This window comes from Candidatus Symbiopectobacterium sp. 'North America' (genome assembly GCF_015762685.1).
In the GTDB taxonomy this organism is placed as follows: Bacteria; Pseudomonadota; Gammaproteobacteria; order Enterobacterales; family Enterobacteriaceae; genus Symbiopectobacterium.
On sequence record NZ_PEHF01000003.1, the window covers coordinates 1 to 20,049 of the forward strand.

The window sequence follows — 20,049 nt, forward strand, 5'->3', positions numbered from 1 at the left end:
TGATGGCCTCTCCTGAAAGAAAAACACCCTGCCAGCGTACCGCTACAGGGTGGGGGTGACCATCTCATTAGCCCCTACACCGACGATGGCAGCCGCTATCGTCGCTACGATACCTATTGGCGCTACAGCGACAGTGATCGGATGGTCAGCTACCAGTTTGGCGATCTCATCAGCAACTCGCTGACCTGGAGCCAATCAGCACGTATGGCGGGTCTGCGCATAGGACGTAATTTCAATCTGCGACCGGATATCGTCACCTATCCCATGTTGCAATATGCAGGCTCTACTGCGGTACCCAGCACGCTGGATCTGTTTATCAACGGCTTTAAAACCAGCAGTATGGCGCTCAACTCCGGCCCGTTCACCCTGACCAATACGCCCTATCTCAACAGTGCGGGTGAGGCGACAATCATTACCACCGATGCACAAGGGCGACAGATTGCTACCAGCGTGCCGTTTTATGTATCCAACACCCTACTGCGTCAGGGGCTTAGCAATTTCGACCTCTCCGTTGGCGTGCTGCGCCAAACCTACGGGCTAGAGCAGGATCGCTATGCATCAGATCCCGCATTCAGCGGCTTGTATCGCTATGGCGCCACACAGAACCTGACGCTCGCCGGCCATGGTGAAACGGTGCGTGACCTATCCCTGCTCGGCGCAGGTGCAGACATGGCCGTGGCGCGTTGGGCTACGCTCAGCACTGCCTAAAGTCACAGTGAACGGGACGGACGCGGACAACAATATGTCTTCGGCTACTCCTACTATGGCAATACCGTGGGGTTTAACGTTCAGCATCAGCGCCGCACGTTGCGCTATCAAGATCTCAGCACTTACGCTACACCGGGGAACATGAGCAAAGAGAGCCTGCAAGCCACCCTGAGCAGCATGTTATTTGGCCCGGCAAACGGTACCATCGGGATTGGCTATTTCGCCATTACCCCATTTAACGATCCGCGCACTGAGTTAGTGAATTTTTCCTATACGCGGCAGCTCTGGGGCAACAGTACGCTCTATATGGCGGCCAATAAAACGCTGGGCGATCGCGGTTACAGTGCACAGATTCAGGTGATTATCCCCTTTGGCAACAGAGATACGTTCAATACCAGCATGCAACGTAACAACCAGGGAGAGAACCTCACGACGCTAGGAGTGACGCGCACCCTTCCCCTCGATGGAGGTTTTGGCTGGAACCTGGCCTACAGTGCAGGCAACGATCCTTATCATCAAGGGACACTCAGTTGGCTCGGCCAGTATAACCAGATACAGGGGGGGCATCTATGGCAACGAGGGGAGCCAAACGCACTGGGGAGAAATGAGCGGCTCGGTAATCTATCTGGACGGTAGCCTATTCCCCAGCAACCGCATCAATGACGCCTTTATTGTGGTCGATACGCAAGGCTATGCCGACGTGCCAGTGCGCTACGAAAATCAGTTAGTTGGCTATACAAACCAGCAAGGACGGCTGCTGATCCCGTGGGTAACCTCCCACTACCCGGCGAAGGTGGAAATCGATCCGCTCGCTTTACCACCTGACGTAGACATCTCGGGCGTTGAAACCCGGTTAGCCGTGAAGGAAGGCAGCGGCACGTTGGCCTCGTTTGCCATTAAAAAGGTGCGTTCAGCCAATATAGCGCTACGAAACAGCAGCGGTGAAGCGCTGCGCGTTGGTACCTGGATTACCGATGAAACCAGCGGCAACACCACCATCAGTGGCTATGACGGTTTGGTCTACTTCGCCCATTTAGGTATTCACAACCGCCTGTCGTTTACTCAGGAAGATGGACGTCGTTGTCACGTGCAATTTTCACTGCCAGAGCAGCAATTCATGCCGGCACGGATTGGCCCACTGACATGCCAATCCGATAACCAAGGATAAAAAATGCGTATACTTTTCAAGTTCTTCTCACTTGTCCTGCTCGGTTTCAGTTATGCGCCAGTGACATGGGCGCAGTGTCGTGTGCCCAGCACTTCATCTTTGCTTGGCAGCGTCAGCTCGATCACACTTAACGGAGCATCGCAGACCTCTCAAGCCAGTACTGGTTTTAACTGCGACGCGCCCATGCTGTCACTGGCAGGCAACAACCGCGTCATTGCGACGTTCGGCGCCGGAAATAACGCCTCCGCTGGCCTGCGTCAGTTAAAACACACCACGAAAAGTGATGTTCTGCCCTATACGCTTTGCGTCGATCAAAGCTGTAGCAACATACTCGCCGTTAATGGCTCATACACCTGGAGTAGTCAGATGCTCTTGGGGCTATTAGGGCTGTTTACCGGCCCAAACAACACCTTGCCGCTGTGGATAAAAACAAGCACCGGTGCCGTGCTTTCTGCCGGCACTTATACCGATGTCATCGCCATTAACTGGGACTATCGCGTTTGCGATATTGGTGCATTCGATCTTTGCCTGTACTATTTCGGCACACCGACTTCCAACATCACGCTAACGCTTACTGTCACCAACGATTGCCAGATTAGCAATACCAACAATATCGAGTTTGGCAGCGCAGCCTTTCCCTCCGCCTTCACGGCTATCAACAGCAGTGTGGGCGTGCGTTGCACTAAAGATGGCGCTTACAGCGTAACGTTAACCATCACGCACCCTGACGATGCCAATTGGCGTCGGATGACCGAGAGCAACAGCTACGCGGGCACCGGCACTGGGGCGACGCAAACCATCCCTTTTACTGCACGCATCAACGCAAGCCAGGCCAACAAACCGGCCGGAAGCTACAAAGATACGGTGAGCGTGGCGGTGACCATCAATTGACGCCCTTCCAGCTGATGCCGGAAGGAGGAAAGATTAAGGATGAAAACGCGCCGCTTTTTCCCGCATGGTCAACAGGCGCTGACACGGGGCAAAACGGGGGCCATACTGATGCTCGAACGTTTCCAACGTTTTGACCACTGCATCAATACCCAAATGATCCATATAGTGGAACGGCCCTCCCAGGAACGGTGGAAAGCCAATGCCAAATACAGCACCGATATCACCGTCACGTGCGCATTGGATCACCCCTTCATCCAGACAGCGTGCCGCCTCATTTAGCATCATCATAACACAGCGTTGCGCCATCAACGCAGGATCAAGATGGGCTTTTGGCGTTACGCCCAGCAAGGGGTAGATAGCGCTGTCCACCTCGCGCGGTGCGCGCCAGAAACGGCGCTGGACGCCATAACGGTAAAAGCCCTTGCCGTTCTTACGCCCTTTGCGTCCATCCTGCAAAATGGCCTCGAAAGTGGCTGGTGCCTGAAACCGCTCGCCCCAAGCCGCCACCAGTATTGGCACTATCTTGGTCGCCACATCAATGCCCACTTCATCGAGCAGGGTTAACGGGCCAACAGGGAAACCAAAGCGCACCAGCGCGGCATCCACGGTTTCCACCGGCTCGCCTTCCAACAGGCAATAAGCGGCCTCATTGATATAGGGAGCCAGAATACGGTTAACATAAAATCCGGCTTTATCGGCCACCACAATGGCGGTTTTCCCCTGCTGGCGGGCAAAGGCTACCGTGGTGGCGATGGTTTCAGGGCTGGTCCCTGAATGGGGAATCACTTCCACCAACGGCATTTTGTCTACCGGGCTGAAATAGTGCAGACCGATGACCTGCTCAGGGCGCTGCGCCCGTTCGGCGATCTGATGTATAAACAAGGAAGAGGTGTTGGATGCGAACAGAGTTTCCGGGCGTGCGTACTGTTCAATATCTGCCACCATGCTCTGCTTGAGCGCCAGATCCTCAAACACCGCCTCGACAACGATATCGGCATATTCAAAACCGTGATAATCGGTGCTGCCCGAGACCAACGTCATCAGGCGCTGGCGTTCCGCTAGTTTCATACGTTTGCGCTGTACGCGCTTACTCAGCAATTCCCAACTGTAACGCAGCGCGTGGTTGATACCTTCTTCGTTGATATCCTTGATACGCACCGGAAGCTGCGCGCGCTGGGCAGTGACACAGGCGATACCGCCGCCCATCAATCCACCACCGAGCACACCGACACGGTGTATTTCACGCGGTTCAGCAGACGCTCCCGCCTGCTTTTTCAACGCATTGGTGGCAAAAAACAGGCTACGCAACGCCGCTGAAGCTGGCGTCATCACCAGTTTGCCAAACGCGCGCGCTTCCTGTTTGTACCCTTCGGCCAGTCCTTTATCCATACCCCGCCGTACCACCTGAATGATACGATCGGCCGCAGGGTAGTTGCCCTGAGTTTTGACGCGCGTCTTCTGCTTCACCACTTTAAACAACACGTGGCGTACCGACCAACTGTTTACCAGAGGCGTGCGCCAGGGCAGTACCGACTGTTGCCGCTTCCCTTTTTTCAGCAACGCAGCCGCCGTTTCCAGCAAAATACTGTTGGGAACGGCATCATCGATCATCCCCAACTTGAGCGCCTGCCGCGCTTTTACCGAGCGGCCCGTCAAGATCAAATCCAGCGCGCGATCGACGCCAATCAGTCTGGGTAAACGCTGCGTTCCGCCCGATCCCGGCAATAAGCCCAACTGCACTTCCGGTAATCCGAGTACCGTTTTTTCATCCAGCGAGCAGACACGATAATCGCAGGCCAACGCCAGCTCAAACCCGCCACCGAGGCAAGGGCCGTGGATCGCCGCAACCAGAGGAAAAGGCAAGTCACCAAAAGCGGCAAATGTCTCCTGCCCTTGCCGCGCCAGTGCTTCCGCCTCTTCTGCCCGCGTGCAGGCATCAAGCATGGAGATATCCGCGCCCACAATAAACGAATCAGGCTTACCCGATATCAAAATGACGCCACGCAGTGCCGCATTTTGTTGCGCCTGACGAAGCACCGTTTGCACTTGTTCAGCAAAAGTGCTTTTCAAGGTGTTCATCTTATCGCCCGGCACGTCCATGGCGATCACGGCAATATTATCGGGCCGTATAGAGAGCGAGAATGCCGAGGAGGTTGCCTCGACCTCGCTCGGTGCGTGCTCAACAGAGTGCACTTGTTTCATGGTGTGACCTCCAGAACCATTGCCGCTCCCAGTCCCCCCGCTGCGCAGGCGGTAACCAGCCCAAACCCGCCGCCGCGCCGCTGCAACTCATGCAGGGTCTGCGTAATCATTCTGGCACCCGTGGCCGCAAACGGATGACCGTAAGCAATCGAACCGCCCAGCACGTTGAATTTGTCCATGTCCACGTCCACGTCTCCCAATGCCGAGGTGCGCCCCAGTTTATCCCTTGCAAAATCAGCGCTGGCGAACAGCTTGACGTTTGCCAGCGTCTGCGCCGCAAACGCTTCGTGCATATCAATCAGCGTAAGATCGCTGAGGCTAAGACCCGCGCGATCCAACGCCAGCGGCGTGGCATACGCTGGTCCCAACAGCATATCTTGCTGAACACCAATGGCAGTAAACGCATAACTTTTCAGATAGCCCAGCGGGGTTAACCCGAAGCTGCGCGCCTTTCCTTCACTCATTAAGAGTACAGCAGCGGCGCCGTCGGTGAGCGGAGAGCTATTGGCCGCGGTGACAGAACCATGCAGACGATCAAACGCGGGCGATAAACGGGCGTAATGCTCCAGCGTCGAGTGATGACGAACGTTGTTATCCTCTTTGAGCGTTTGGCGGTACGGAGGCACATAAGCGGTCATCACTTCTTGGTGCAGCACGCCTTGTTGCCAGGTTTTCGCCGCCAGTCGGTGCGAGCGATGAGCAAAAGCATCCTGGTCGGCACGGGAAATACCGTAGGTTTTTGCCATCTGTTCAGGAGTATCTCCCATACGCAGCCCGGTGGAGTACTCGGCCACCGGGGGCGAGACTGGCAACAGATCGCGCGGACGCAAGCGCGACAGCAATTTGAGCCGTTGTCCCAACGTGCGAGCTTTACTTAGATCCAGCAGCGTCATCGCCAGATTTTTGGTTACACCGATCGGCGGCAGTGAGAACATGTCGGCTCCGCCCGCAATTCCCACGTGCGCAGTGCCCGTCATAATGCTTTCGGCCACATTGACCACGGACTGAAAGCTGGTCGCACAGACCCGGGAAACGGTGTAGGCATCGGTATGCACACACATTCCGGTGCCCAGCACAATTTCGCGCGCAATATTGGGCGCAGCCGGCATTTGTACTACCTGACCAAACACCAACACATCTACCTACTTGGGATCGATGCCATACCGTATCAGCAGTTCGCTCACCACCATTTTGCCTAAATCCATGGCGGGAATACCGCGATACGCGGTCGCTTGACGAGCGAAAGGCGTGCGCAATCCACTGACGATCGCGACCCGTTTGCCGCTCCGGGTTATCAGGGGTAACACCTCGCTCATAAACACTCCTGTAAACAGAGAATTAAGTATATGTTCTAACAGGTCAGACCTGAATAGAGTGTTAACCAGAGCATTACATTAAGCAAACCCTTTTACTACAAAATGCTAGTGCGCGCTGTCTGTAACCGGAGGTGAAATCTGAAAGGGGATGGCAAGACGAAGAATGGGGACAAGAAAAGGGGACATGCACAACGTGCGGCGCGCTGCACCGCACGTTATCACTGGATGCTTAACGTAATCCCAGTTGGAAAATCAGCGTTTCAGCCTGGCAGCTGAACGTGAAATCAATATCCAGTTGTACGCCACCGTTCACGTCAGCAAAACGACTGTCGATCTGGCACGGCTCAGATTCTACTGCACGGGCTTTTTCCGTTAGCACCGTCAGCGTGGCCTGCGGAGCGGCACGGTCAGCAAATACTTTGCTGTAAGATGCCGTGCAGTCGGTGTTGTCCATTACAGTACCGACATCGACGCAGCAGCAAGCGGCAGTTTTTTCAGCAGAACATTTATTTATTGCGTTTGTCATGATGCTTTTCCTCTACGGGTAACGATCTGCCCGGGCAGATTTGATCCGGTTCAAAAATATCATTTTTCCCGCTATTTTACTCAGCAGGCCCATCAAGCACTAGAACTTACTGCATGTAAGGGCATTTAGTGATCAAGCTCACATCGTTTTGTTATTATTAGGTATAATTAACTCACCGTAGACCGCACTTTTCTTAACGAATGTGTTAACTGGATCTGGTTTTTACATCAATCCGGAAATATTTCTAACACAAACTTGCAACATATCCATGCTCCCCACTTATACTTTCGCCAACTGGTCTGATTTGTCAGCCCACCTGCGCCCCCTACAATGCGCGTCCCTTGTTACGGTATGTAACAAAGTCAAATAACAAGTACACGATGAGGTTTTGGTCATGAGCCAGAAAAACCTGTTTAAACACTCCGCAGTAGCGATAGCAGTGGCACTGGTTTCAGCACAAGTTTCCGCCGCAGGCTTCCAACTCAATGAATACTCTTCATCCGGGTTAGGGCGTGCATTTTCTGGCGAAGGTGCCGTGGCCGATAATGCGACATCCGGCAGCCGCAACCCCGCCACCATGACAATGTTCGATCGCACCACGGTTTCTGGTGGCGTGACGTATATTAACCCAGATATTGATATTTTCGGCTCAAATCGAGTTACAGGTAATGATGCCAGTGCGAAAAATATCGCCCCGCACGCTTGGGTGCCAAACATGCACCTTATCATGCCGTTAAATGAGTAGTGGGCGATCGGTGCTTCAGCTACTACCAACTACGGATTAGTAACAGAATTTAATGATAACTATGCAGCAGGTTCGATTGGTGGCAAAACCGATCTGGTTACTTCTAACTTGAACCTGAGTGCAGCTTACAGATTGAATCAGCACTTTAGCTTTGGCCTGAGTGTAAATGCTGTTTATGCAGATGCAACTATTGTGCGTCATCTAGGGGACCTGAATGGGCTTCCCCCAATTAATGGCGGTCTTCCGCGTTCTACTGAAATATCCCGTCTAGAAGGTAAAGAATGGGGCTACGGTTGGAATGCCGGTATTCTGTATGAAATTGATAAAAATAACCGCTTCGGTCTAACCTACCGCTCAAAGGTTGATATTGACTTCAGTGGTGATTACAGCAACCAACTGCCAGCAGGGTTGGGTGGACTTAATGGGGCAACAGTGCCGGGTAAATTGACGCTGAACCTCCCCGAAATGTGGGAAATTTCTGCTTACCACCGTGTAGCCCCACAATGGGCAGTACATTATAGTATGGCCTATACAAGTTGGAGTCAGTTCACTGAACTGAAAGCAGCGGGTAGCAATGGCAATACCTTGTTTGAAAAAGAGGAAGGGTTCCGTGATGCTTATCGTATCGCACTCGGCACTACATACTATCACGATGATAATTGGACTTTCTGCGCCGGTGTTGCATTTGACGATAGCCCAGTCCCAGCAGGCAAACGCACCATTCCTATTCCAGACCAAGATCGTTTCTGGTTAAGCACTGGTACCACGTATGCATTTAACAAAGATATGTCCGTGGATGTGGGTGTTTCCTATATGCATGGTAAGAGTGTCGATATTTCCGAACATGCTCCAGGGGCCTTCAATTCTGTCGCTTATGACTTTAGCTCCAAAGGCCGCGCCTGGCTTTACGTCGTTAACCTGAATTACACTTTCTAATCACCAATAGTGATCTACACGAAAGGTCGCTAATGCGGCCTTTCTCTTTTGCTTAAAGCACTACAGCTTGCGCTGTATTACTCCGGCTTCACTTCAATGTAATTCAGGTGCAGCGTGTCGCTGGTGTAACGGCGGATCTGGTTGGTAAGATCGATATCGCCATCCAGTTTTTTGCCGTAAGAAGGCACGATAGCCTTCAGTTTGCTCTGCCATTCTGGCGTTGCTACCTGTTGCTTAAACACTTTTTCCAGCAGACTCAGCATGGTCGGTGCTGCGGTTGACGCCCCAGGAGAAGCGCCCAGTAGCGCAGCGATAGTGCCATCCTGCGAGCTGACGATCTCGGTGCCCAACTTCAGTACACCGCCTTTATCCGCATCCTTCTTGATAACCTGAACCCGCTGTCCGGCAACCGCCAAGCGCCAGTCTTCCTTTTTGGCCTCGGGGAAATACTCTTTCAGCGCAGCGAAACGAGCGTCATCATCCATCATCACCTGTCCGATCAGATATTTAACCAGATCGAAATTATCCAGCCCGACATGCGTCATTGGCATCAGGTTTGACAGCGTGACTGAACCCGGTAGATCCCAAAATGAGCCATTTTTCAATAACTTACTGGAGAATGTGGCAAAAGGGCCAAACAGCAGCGCAGGTTTACCGTTAAAGATTCGCGTATCCAGATGCGGCACGGACATCGGCGGTGCGCCCACGGAGGCTTTGCCATACACTTTTGCCATATGTCGTTTTACGATGTCAGGATTGTCGGTGACCAGAAACTCCCCGCCCACCGGGAAGCCGCCATAGAGTTCCGCTTCGGGGATACCGGATTTTTGCAATAACGGCAGTGCCGCCCCGCCCGCGCCAATAAAGACAAACTTGGCATTGATAGCATGCTCTTTCTCACCGTCCTTCAAATCCGCATAGATAATGCTCCAGGTGTGGTCCGCATTACGCTTTATCTCGCGAACTTCTGCATTCAAACGCAGTGAGAAGTTGGTTTTGGTCTGTAATCCGGAAACCAGCTGACGCGTGATTTCACCGTAATTGACATCGGTGCCAATCGGCATGCAAGTGGCGGCCACTTTCTGCGCCGGATCGCGCCCTTCCATCACCAACGGTGCCCAGGATTGGATCGTGGCGTGATCGTCACTGAACTCCATGCCATGGAACAACGTACTATGCTGCAACGCCTTGTAACGCTGGTTCAGGAAGGCGGTATTCTCATCACCCCAGACAAAGTTGATGTGCAGCACGCTGTTGATAAACAGATTCGGATCGTGCAGCACGCCATTCTTGACCTGGTAAGACCAGAATTGGCGCGAAATCTCAAACGCTTCGCTGATCTCAACCGCTTTACTGATATCAAAGGAACCGTCGGCTTTTTCTGGCGTATAGTTCAGTTCCATAAAGGCCGAGTGGCCGGTGCCCGCGTTATTCCAGCCGTTGGAGCTTTCTTCGGCAACCTTATCCAGACGTTCAACTATCGTGATTGACCAGTCGGGTTGCAGTTCCTGAATATAAGTCCCAAGGGTGGCACTCATGACACCACCACCGATCAGCACCACATCGGTGGTTTTTGCAGTATCCGCTGTACTTTCCGCCTATGCGGGCAACCCGGCGGTTCCCGCCAGATTCAGGCACAAGGCCAAAGCTCGTAGTTTTTTCATACTTCTATGCCTCTGTTTATTCTAATTTTGTTGTTGCAGATGAATCGCTACTCCAACCATCGCGAACGTGCGTCATTCCCACACGGCAGCCAGGCTTCGTGTAAAATGCGTATTACAGTGCATATACGCACAACATTATTGTTACAAAGGCGGTGAAAATAAACTTTTGTAATTAAATAAAAAATAACAATACAATTTTCATTGATTAACAAGCGGTAATAACACCTGCTAATTAGGATTATTGAAGCGTTTTATTTCGAGTGAATGCGCATAAAGCAAAAGGCTCCACCGGGAGCCTTTTTGAGTATGATGCCAGAGAAAGGGCTATTTGGCAGGTGCAGCGGGAACCGGATCAGGTGCATCGATCTCTTGCAGAGAATCTTCGATGGCAGCGGCGTTAGGGTTCTCTTGTGGAGCCAGACGGCCACCGCGCGCCAGGAAATCATGCCGTTGGAAATAGGCCTCGCGCACCATCAGATAAGGATCGGACGAGTTTCTCAGCAGACCATCCGAATCCAGCAGTTGTGCTCGCGTCTCTACCCCTTCCACGACCCATTTACCAGCGGAAGCCCAGAACGTCAGGTAACTCAGGACCGGATAGAGCGTATCAACCATGCCGCCGCCGTCTTCACGCAGCGTCGCGCTGCCATAACCCGGCAATACCACATAAGGACCATAACCCACGCCGTAGCTTCCCAAGGTCGTACCAAATCGGCGAGGTTCTTCTTTTGCCAGCTTCGGATTCGCCACCGAGGCAAGATCGAATAATCCTCCCATTCCCAAAAGGGTGTTCAGGAAGAAGCGGTTAAAGTGGATCATGGCCTTATAGGGATCGCCCGACACAAAATAGTTTGCCATCGCGGCGGGTTCTTCCAGGTTACTGAGGAAGTTACTCAACCCATTACGCGCGGGTTTCGGCACATAGTCACGCCAGGCAACGGCTACCGGCCGGACGACATACGGGTCCAGCACATTGTAGTTAAAGTTGAACATGGTGCGGTTGAATCCCTCAAGTGGGTCGGAACGCCCTTGGGCTGTTTTATCCGAAGAGCTGGCGCACCCAACCAGCATGACACTGGCCAGCACCACCCCACTCAAACGGTTATTCATAGTGATTCTCCCTGATAAAATTGCGTTTCACCCACATTACAACCCTATAGCATACCCCCGATCCGTCTCAACGCGTTGATGGCGAAGAACGCATTCGGACAAGAAATAGGCATGGGTAGTGTAACATTTATTGCGCTTCATCGAGGAAAGCTAACGTAATAGTGCTTATTAATGCGTGTGTTACTGAATTAGTAAGCCAAAAAACGGGTTTTTATGGTGCAGAGACTCAGATCCAATGCCTTGCATACGGACATTCTTCACACTTTTTTGCCACCGATTGACGGGATATTAATCAATCGCACATTCATGTGCTTATGCTTACGGCCAAAATGCGTATAATGTCCTCGCTGAAGTCTCCATAGTTAAATGGATATAACGAGCCCCTCCTAAGGGCTAATTGCAGGTTCGATTCCTGCTGGGGACACCAGTCACACTTTCTGCAAGACCAGTCCCCCCCAACTTTGTTGGTATAACCAAGACGATACAGTTGCCCTGACACAGTGCTATATAATCAAGATGCTCCTGATGTAACAGGATGATCCTCGAGGTATCCAATAGGACAACCGAGAAAAACGGCAGGCTTGGTATGCGTTTTTTTTCTTATGTGATACTCGTTGGCACCACATAAGAGACACTCTTTAGATAGCATCTTCTCAGCAAGCCATTTTTAGTGGGTCGCTTTTTTAGTTCCATATTTATGCGTGTATGGGTTGTAATTTCCTTTAGTACTGAAATTATTATATTGTGTGGAATCTTTTGTTGTCCTCTTATACGGAGAGACATATTTTCCATTGTTTTTAACGTACACATTGACTCTTTCATGGCTTGAACTACTGCCAGTACTATAGCTCTTCGGCGCTTTATAGGTTCCCTTATAGGCTGAATGATATCCGCCTCCTTTTGCAAAGGCACTTGTAGTAAGAGCAATAAAACAAAATGCAATAATTATCCTGATCATGATTATCACCATTAACGAATATAAATGAGTCTAGCCCTTTTTGTAATTTGCACTTGTTCCTAACGTACTCATTTTTTGTCTCTGTCTTCCCAATACCGACCAGCCGTGGCTGAAACTCTGACCGTTCTGAAACCAGAGTGCTTTGCCAGTCTACTGATATCCTGAGGGTAAATCTGCTTCACACAGCAGGATTTTGACTTAGCCCTCCTTCCTAGATGGTGCAGTTTTTAGCTATCCTTATTGTTTTTAGTAATGACATTCACTATCATTTGATCGTTTTTAACACATCCTCCGCAAATTTCGTGCTTATGTTTCTTATGAGGAATGCATTTTCCTAGTTATTGTTGCGTAAATAACATTAAAAATATTTTTATAAAAGGGGTAAACAATTTTACGAAGGTCATTAGTTTTATTGCTACTCACTACTTTTTCATTGACAGCTCAGGCCGAATACTCTGGTTACAATAAGCAAAGAAACAATATTGAAGATTGGAACAGCAATAAAAAAACAATAACAGTAGACGTACGACCGAAGAATTCACTTGCGATGGTCAGCAACACTGCTCACAAATGAGATCCCAAAAAGAGGCTTACTTTTTTCTTCAAAACTGCCCCAATACAAAAATGGACGGTGATAAGGACGGAGAACCTTGCGAAAAATATCGCTATCCTGAAGGAGTAAGACGAGATTAGACACCTATGCAGAAAAAGGCCACTACCAGAGCTACTAATCTCTAAATTGGTGGCAGCCCAGACAGGGTTAGCAGTACCTGCATTATCGGAAACCGGCCAGCCGGAAGGCTGCCACGCCTGAGCCACCATTGTGTTACGAATAAGATTCGTGAAGTATGGATGTGTCGAGGCTACGATACAATAAAGACGCATGGCGCGACTAGTATCGCCGATAGTACACACAGACTGCTAATCCCGGTTACCGATTTTACAGCAACCGGCAGACTATACAAGTGAGCTATTCGCTATTGTACCAGCATGTTTTTTATCCGAAATTCTGCGGCTCATTGGGTGATTATGTATACTGTCGTATCGTTTACAGGTGAAATCACGTTCAAAATTGAGGATTTATGAAAAGGAAATGGTTTCTTTTACTGTCTCTTGCGGCAACATGCAATTTTTCATACAGTTTGTATACTGTCTTCAACGACCTGCCCACATTGAATAAAATACAAAATATTTTTACTACTCTTATGTGCCTTTTTTTATTTTTATTTTATTTGGCACAAAACAAAAAGAGATCGTTGCGATAGTGAATGAGTATTACAAGAACTTTGATCTGAAATCCATACAAAAGGAAAAAGATTATCACTATACTTTTTTGTTCTGTTGTATTTTTTTGTCTTATGCACACTTTTGGCTCGCATCCATCACCGGAGTGTTTTTCCTTCAAGTGCTATACAAAACCCGATTGATAATCGAACATTTTACCGTTATTGAAACCACTACCATCATTTTTTCTCTTAACGCGATATTGTTTTTGATTTTTACACTTCCCGTGATTTCTATACTGAAGGGGATCAGGAAAACTACAACAATTTCCTCTTGATGCAAAAAACCACACCCCAGTCAATTAACATTGACGCACCAGGTGTGGTTTCATTTATACAGAGGTTTTTATTCTGAAATTATCAGGAATAATGTGCCAATGATGTTGGCGTTTTTATTAGCTGTCCTATATGCATGGCACTGTTGCTTTCCACTTGCATGACGGATTTGCAAAAAATGCATTTCGCACCATGCGGGTTCCACGGTGAAACGTCAAAATGCGACGTTCTGTATTGGGAACCGTGACAACACGGACATTTCAAATATAATGTAAAAATAACGAACTTATCCTTACTTACAGCGCAACCACGTTCGCTGCTGCTGGGCCTTTGGGGCCATTTTCAATCGAGAATTCAATTTTCTGACCTTCATCCAGAGTGCGGAATGTGTTGCTCTGAATTGCAGAAAAATGAACAAAAACATCTTTGCTACCGTCAGTCGGGAAAATGAAGCCAAAACCCTTCTCTGCGTTAAACCATTTTACTAAACCAGTCATTTTGTTAGACATATCTATTACCTTCTTAATGAGCCTTTCGGCGAACAGGGCTTGAGAACAGGATGGAACCATAGCGTAAAGATGAAACTCAAAAAGAAGGGGTATTGAGGATAACTTTTAGATAGCACTTAGATGTGAGAACTGCTTTAATAAACTGCGTTGATCATGTCTGCTTATCAAACCGACATCTTTATTAACGCACAAAATGGTTGGCATTGCAAGTGGTATCAAGAAATCCTTTTTTGCGCCGTGCCGGTAGCATGTGCAACGCGAATGCGAAGGTTGCATCGAATATGTTTGTTTAACCAAATACGCCTCAACAACTCAGCATGAATCTCCATCACAAATAAAATATTAAGACAATAATATAAAAACAGGTAAAATAATTACGCCACTCAATAAATTAAAAAAAGAACCTGTTACGTTGACATTGAATTATCCCTATGGAATGATAGCCAATACCCTGTTCAAGGATCTAGAATAGGGTTTATTCCCTATTTCCCCCGACGACCTGCCGCGCCATTATCACCTTATTAATGCGCTCCATCACCTTGCCCTCTAGAACATTTTGTACAGCTTTTACTCCCTATGGGAGATATAAAAACATGCTACCGCCCATTTCAAACCATACTATCACCCCAATCACTCTTCCTGTAGCACAAGCCCCTTGTGCGACGATCATGAAGGAGGCCATGAAGTCACTCCTTTCTTTTCAGTTCGGTGATTTCCGCGCCAGGATCGTGGAAATATTCCGTGTGTTGACAGACACCCACGGTGAAAAGCTCACGTGTTCAGAGCTTAATCTTCAGTTGGATACGCTGTTCAGCAAAGAAGAGGGGTGGACCCCCTTGAAAAGGGAATCTGATTATGTCTCCATCGAACGAACCGTCTATCGCAGCAGACAGATCAAGGACACCACCTACCTGATATCTGCACCAGCCCACGATCTACTCGACGAGCGTAGCAATGAAGCAATACGATCGGGTGGCCACTCTGCCGCCATCCTGTTGGAAGAAATAAAAAAAGAATTTCCAACGGGCAATGTAAAAACCTTAATGCCTATTGCCCAAAGTAATCCACTCGGGTACTTTGGGCTACGCGGCCACTTTGTGTTATGCGAGGTGGATATCAATGAGGGAATAATCAGCGCAATAACACTGCATGATCCTAAAGCGGGATTAATTGATGGTTTTTATAAGGGTGATAAGCACCTTAAAAAGCAACTTCTCAACCATGAAAGTCTTGGGTTGGACAAAAAATTTACCCTCACCGCACAGCATCACGGGCATCAGCACCTCTTTAATGGCAGTGACTGTGGCCGTTATACCCTTTATTACGCGGATACCATTGTAAATAACGGCTCTTTAACTGATGCGTCAGCAAAAGCTGCTATGGCATTTTTTTCACAGCACTGCGTTAAATAAACTTACGCGTCATCTGCCTGACTACGATTTGCGCAATGTTTGCATACCAAAAACCCTAACTCTGCTATGGAATTGTAGTTTTCCCCTGAAGTTAATAGTGGTATAACACCTTTATCAGTGCTGTTATACCATTAAATAATAATATCTTTTTTATTGTCACGTCCGTGGAATAATTATGGCTGTATCGGATTCCGCGCAGCAGCAAAGTAAACCTGCGTCAGCCCCCATTTCAGGTATCGCCCTTTTGGTGGCCAGCGCTTTCTTTATGGCGTTCCTTGATGGCACGGTGATCGCCACCGCCTTGCCCGATATGGCACGCTCGTTTGGCGTTTCTGCCGTTGACCTTAATATTGGTATTACGGCTTATCTGTTAACGCTGGCGGCGCTGATCCCTGCCAGCGGTTGGGTTGCAGAGCATTTTGGTGCCAGAACCGTTTTCAGTGTGGCATTGGCGATATTTACCTTTTCATCGTTGCTATGCGGCCTGGCGGAATCCGCAACGCAGTTTGTGCTGTTACGCGTGGTGCAAGGCATTGGCGGTGCCATGATGGTGCCAGTGGGTCACCTGGTGGTATTAAGAACCGCGCCAAAAGACCAGTTGATTAAGGCGATAGCTACGCTCACCTGGCCCGCGCTGGTGGCACCGATCATTGGACCGCCATTGGGAGGGTTCATCACCTCCTATGCCAGCTGGCACTGGATTTTTTTCCTCAACGTGCCGTTAGGAATTATCGCCATCATTATCGCTCTGCGTTTAATGCCAAATCAGAAACCGAAAGGGAAGCTGCCGTTTGATAGCCGGGGCTTTCTCTCTACCGGGATCACCATGCTGTGCCTGGTTTCCAGGTTGGAAATGCTCAGTCAACAGCAGAGTCACCCAACATATGCCTTTGCCGTCATCGCTGCCGGTATGCTCGCCCTGTTTTGGGCGATAAAACACCTGCGCACCGCGTCTACCCCGCTGATTCGCCTTGACGCATTGAGCGTTCCCACATTCCGCATCACCATGCGCGGAGGATTTGTTTTACGCGCGACTATCAGTTCCGTTCCCTTCCTGCTGCCACTGATGTTTCAGGTGGGATTTGGTATGGATGCCTTTCACTCTGGTGCGTTGATGCTGGCGGTTTTTGCCGGTAACCTGACGATGAAACCTGCAACAACGCCGCTTATCCGCTATTTTGGCTTTAAAAAATTGCTGATCGGTAACGGTATTCTTTGCGTGCTGTCGTTGTAGGCTGCGCACTGTTAAGCCCCGATACACCGCAAATGGTGACATTGGTGGTACTGTTTTTAGGCGGTCTGTTTCGCTCCATGCAATTCACTGAGATCAGTTCATTGGCCTTCGCCGATATTCCCGCGCAAGAAATGAGCTCGGCCAATACGCTTTTCAGCACCTCATTGCAGTTGGCTAATGGCCTCGGTATCACGCTAGGTGCGCTGTGTATTCGCTCGGGTGCCTGGCTCAGCGAGACGTTTTTGCTGCCCGCCATACCGGGAGTCAGTTTTCGCATCGGGTTTGCCCTGATTGCGCTGATTACCGCGCTGGCACTCTGGAATATCATCAAGTTAAGTGCGGATGCGGGCAACAATGTTTCCCGCAAACCCAAATGATCAATCTACCGGTCGGAATTGGTTTTCCCCTATCGCGCAGACTTTTTTCGCATTGACGGTTGTGGCCAATTCGCGTTGGCCAACTATCAAAAAACGCGCCACCCCCACAGTTATCGTACGGAATAACGGAAATCATCTATTATTCATTTTAAGTATTAAAAAAGCTCTTTTTTTTGGCTTATAGTGTCTTTAAAGGTTTGTGTTCTGTGCACATACAGATAAGCTCGATGCATTAGCGGGCAATGGCTAAAGCATCGACAACCAGCGATTGCTGGGCCAGACGTCGCGTTCTTCAGAACCCAACGCGTTTAGATTGCACGAAAATATATTAACTTACTGTTTTGCAATGAATATCTTACTGACATTTTTATCGTTTTCGCTTTATTTCAAAGTGACGTGTTGGCATTAAATACTGCCAGTAATGAATATATAAAGGAGTTATATTGTGGTTATTCCAGATATTCAGACTCAAAATCTACATGGCGCAACTTTTCAACCGAACGTCTCTGCCGTTGATGTGATTAAATCACCCAATGCGGTAGCGGCAGTCAATACTGAGAGTAAAACCGGATCTTCATCTACTAGCTCAGATCCTTCCGATACGTTCTCTCCGGCCAACAGCACTAAGGTGACCCTCTCTTCTGACAAGGCGCGCGCTTCCCGAGGCGATGCTGCTGAGAAAAAGCAGGCCGAACAGCAACAAGATGATGACGAGGCCGCTGCGGGCAATGAATATTCATTGACCATGACAGGCATTCCTCTGTTCGGCGGTAAATTGGTCTCCGTGATTAAATATCCTAATGGACAATCAGAGATGTTTGATTCCCTGACGGGAAAACGCATTTCACAACAAGACCTTGCTTTGATCGGTGTATTAAATGGTGTCGATCCTGATCAGGTGCTGAATTTTGAGAGTAATGAATCCTACAGCGGGCTCACAGCAGCTGAAGTCTATCAGCGTATTCAAGAGCTGCTCGGCAAGGAAAACGGAAGCGACGAGTAATGTCGATGACGGCTCAGTGCCCGCACTGATATCTGCTTTATCCGCGCGGGCTGCCGTATTACGTGATGCGGTTTACTCCTCTGAGTGACAGCAGGGGCATATATGCACCTCAGCGGCGCTAATTGCGGTAACGCCCGCACAATCCGACTCGACACGCACAGGCTGCCCTTCAGGAAGTGAATGGTGCAGGTACTTGCTGACAGCGTCCTCTGTCATTCCCGTTATTTCTTCCGTTGCCAGTAGCCTATCCCCAACATAGACCCGTGCCACTGCATGAGCCGGTTTTTTTTCATTACCTTGCAACTGTCACCGTTAATTTGATACTCGCCATCACGCACCTTCTAGGGGACTGGCGGTAGCGTCATCCAGACTGTGGTAATCGGTGTAACCCGTTCGATCGCTGGTATAGATAGTCTGTGCGTTCAAGGCATTGAGCGGCGCACCGAGGCACAAGCGTTGCACCAGATCGGGGTTTGCGATATACCAACGCCCAAACTACACAGCATCTGCGCCCCCTCATCCAACAGCGCCTGTGCCGATGCTATCGTCAAACCATCATTGGCAATATAGGCACCGGTAAAATGTTTACGCACCAACGGGCCATAAAGCGTACTGCCCGCAATATCTTCACGGCCAAAGATAAAGGCCAAACGACGTGCATCCAGTTGTTGGGCCACATAGGTAAACAGCGCCGCCGGATCGGAATCCTTCATGGAGTGCGTATTGGACACCAGGTTCAGGTGCACGCCAACCCGACCAGCAGGCCAGACGGTGAGCACAGCATCCACAGCCTCTAACAGAAAACGTGCCCGGTTTTCAATGCTGCCACCGTAGCGGTCCGTTCGCTGGTTTGAACCATCGTGCAGAAACTGATCGAGCAGGTAACCATTGGCCGCGTGTATTTCCACACCATCAAAACCGGCGCGCTTGGAATTGGCTGCCGCCTGACGGAAGTCCTCAACAATAGCCGGGATCTCATTGGTTTCCAGCGCACGTGGCACGTCATAGTTCTTGTAGGGGCGAATCGTAGCGACGTGGCCTTCAGGCGCAATCGCACTGGGGGCAACCGGCAGTTTCCCATCAAGGTAGACAGGGTCGGAAATGAGCCCGACGTGCCACAGTTGCAGGACAATCTTTCCACCGGCGGTGACGCGCACCCAACCGGCAATCTGTTCATCAGACCAGATACCCGGCGTATTCGGATAGCCTACACCCTGCGGTGAGATAGAGGTAGCTTCGCTGATAATCAGTCCTGCGTTGGCGCGCTGTACATAGTACTCCAGCATCAGCGGCCCAGGCGTTCTTTAGTTAAAGGCTTTCATGCGCGTCAACGGAGCCATCACAATGCGGTTAGGCAGCGTCAGTTCGCCGATAGTGACGGGCTCGAATAGATTCGGCATAGCATTTTCCTTTCTCAGAAACCGACCTCAAGGCTGGTTCAGGCAACCCTAATGTGTCTGGTGTTTTATCATGGCACTCACACTTGCTTCGCAACAAATAGTGCGAGATAGATCACATTATAGGGTTAAAACGTCCCTTTGGAGCGGGTATTATCCGCAAGAATGATGAGAAACATCGGGGGGTAAGATGAGTGAACGATAAAGCATAATTTCAAATACTTTTTCTGGCTTGATATCCTTTCTCGCATTTTCCTGTCAACAGCGCGATTATTGGTAGCATTAATCGCCATCGCATGCCTTTTTTTCGCTCAAAGACTCTCTCGAACAGGCT

At 49.7% G+C, this 20,049-nt stretch carries 11 protein-coding genes, 1 tRNA gene and 7 pseudogenes; 10 read left to right on the forward strand and 9 right to left on the reverse strand.

The window, feature by feature from the left end; all coding sequences use genetic code 11:
* Positions 1–141 precede the first annotated feature (141 nt).
* From CS369_RS22735 to CS369_RS01100, 4 genes are all read left to right on the forward strand, one after another.
* Positions 142–708, forward strand: a complete 567-nt coding sequence (locus CS369_RS22735; protein ID WP_244664684.1) for a fimbria/pilus outer membrane usher protein — start codon at positions 142–144, stop codon at positions 706–708.
* A 66-nt stretch (positions 709–774) separates the two neighbouring features.
* Positions 775–1,344, forward strand: coding sequence for a hypothetical protein (locus tag CS369_RS22740; RefSeq protein WP_244664685.1), 570 nt, complete (start codon positions 775–777; stop codon positions 1,342–1,344).
* The gene (locus tag CS369_RS22745; protein ID WP_244664692.1) at positions 1,274–1,876 is read left to right on the forward strand and encodes a FimD/PapC C-terminal domain-containing protein; all 603 of its coding nucleotides are present in this window, start codon (positions 1,274–1,276) and stop codon (positions 1,874–1,876) included. Before CS369_RS22740 ends, CS369_RS22745 begins: the two co-directional genes overlap by 71 nt.
* A 3-nt stretch (positions 1,877–1,879) precedes the next feature.
* Positions 1,880–2,767 carry a spore coat protein U domain-containing protein gene (locus tag CS369_RS01100; RefSeq protein ID WP_196905676.1) on the forward strand — a complete coding sequence of 296 codons (888 nt, stop codon included), beginning with the start codon at positions 1,880–1,882 and terminating at the stop codon, positions 2,765–2,767.
* A gap of 33 nt (positions 2,768–2,800) precedes the next feature.
* Here CS369_RS01100 and fadJ read toward each other — a convergent pair whose 3' ends face one another.
* The 3 genes and pseudogenes from fadJ to CS369_RS01115 form a co-directional block, all read right to left on the reverse strand.
* A complete protein-coding gene (fadJ, locus tag CS369_RS01105; RefSeq protein WP_196905677.1) occupies positions 2,801–4,969 on the reverse strand; it encodes a fatty acid oxidation complex subunit alpha FadJ in 2,169 nt (722 codons plus the stop codon).
* A pseudogene (gene fadI / locus CS369_RS01110) lies at positions 4,966–6,285 on the reverse strand (acetyl-CoA C-acyltransferase FadI). The gene fadJ and the pseudogene fadI overlap by 4 nt, the downstream one beginning before the upstream one ends.
* Positions 6,286–6,514: 229 nt before the next feature.
* Positions 6,515–6,811 (reverse strand): YfcZ/YiiS family protein, encoded by a 297-nt coding sequence (locus tag CS369_RS01115; RefSeq protein ID WP_196905678.1) that lies wholly within the window; start codon positions 6,809–6,811, stop codon positions 6,515–6,517.
* 394 nt (positions 6,812–7,205) lie between these two features.
* Between CS369_RS01115 and fadL the strand changes: the two are divergent.
* Positions 7,206–8,492 (forward strand): annotated as a pseudogene (fadL, locus tag CS369_RS01120) (long-chain fatty acid transporter FadL).
* Positions 8,493–8,569: 77 nt separating this feature from the next.
* On the opposite strand, the pseudogene mqo reads toward fadL, so the two are convergent.
* Positions 8,570–10,156: pseudogene (mqo, locus tag CS369_RS01125) on the reverse strand (malate dehydrogenase (quinone)).
* Between the two features lie 324 nt (positions 10,157–10,480).
* Positions 10,481–11,266, reverse strand: a complete 786-nt coding sequence (gene mlaA, locus CS369_RS01130) for a phospholipid-binding lipoprotein MlaA (protein WP_196905679.1) — start codon at positions 11,264–11,266, stop codon at positions 10,481–10,483.
* Between the two features lie 352 nt (positions 11,267–11,618).
* Between mlaA and CS369_RS01135 the strand changes: the two genes are divergently transcribed.
* Positions 11,619–11,693, forward strand: a tRNA-Arg gene (locus tag CS369_RS01135).
* A gap of 1,098 nt (positions 11,694–12,791) precedes the next feature.
* Positions 12,792–12,917 (forward strand): annotated as a pseudogene (locus CS369_RS22750) (excalibur calcium-binding domain-containing protein); the annotation flags it as partial.
* A 24-nt stretch (positions 12,918–12,941) separates the two neighbouring features.
* Here CS369_RS22750 and CS369_RS24970 read toward each other — a convergent pair.
* The 3 genes and pseudogenes from CS369_RS24970 to cspG form a co-directional block, all read right to left on the reverse strand.
* Positions 12,942–13,109: pseudogene (locus tag CS369_RS24970) on the reverse strand (ash family protein); the annotation flags it as partial.
* A 758-nt stretch (positions 13,110–13,867) separates the two neighbouring features.
* Positions 13,868–14,062 carry a cold-shock protein gene (locus CS369_RS22760; protein ID WP_244664693.1) on the reverse strand — a complete coding sequence of 65 codons (195 nt, stop codon included), beginning with the start codon at positions 14,060–14,062 and terminating at the stop codon, positions 13,868–13,870.
* A 17-nt stretch (positions 14,063–14,079) separates the two neighbouring features.
* Complete coding sequence (gene cspG / locus CS369_RS01145) at positions 14,080–14,292, reverse strand: cold shock protein CspG (protein ID WP_196905680.1); 213 nt, start codon at positions 14,290–14,292, stop codon at positions 14,080–14,082.
* 593 nt (positions 14,293–14,885) lie between these two features.
* Here cspG and CS369_RS01150 point away from each other — a divergent pair.
* From CS369_RS01150 to CS369_RS01160, 3 genes and pseudogenes are all read left to right on the forward strand, one after another.
* Positions 14,886–15,704 (forward strand): hypothetical protein, encoded by an 819-nt coding sequence (locus CS369_RS01150; protein WP_196905681.1) that lies wholly within the window; start codon positions 14,886–14,888, stop codon positions 15,702–15,704.
* A gap of 175 nt (positions 15,705–15,879) precedes the next feature.
* Positions 15,880–17,315, forward strand: a pseudogene (locus CS369_RS01155) (MFS transporter).
* Positions 17,316–17,760: 445 nt separating this feature from the next.
* Positions 17,761–18,318 (forward strand): hypothetical protein, encoded by a 558-nt coding sequence (locus CS369_RS01160; RefSeq protein WP_196905682.1) that lies wholly within the window; start codon positions 17,761–17,763, stop codon positions 18,316–18,318.
* A gap of 330 nt (positions 18,319–18,648) precedes the next feature.
* On the opposite strand, the pseudogene CS369_RS01165 reads toward CS369_RS01160, so the two are convergent.
* A pseudogene (locus tag CS369_RS01165) lies at positions 18,649–19,718 on the reverse strand (alkene reductase).
* Positions 19,719–20,049: the final 331 nt, after the last annotated feature.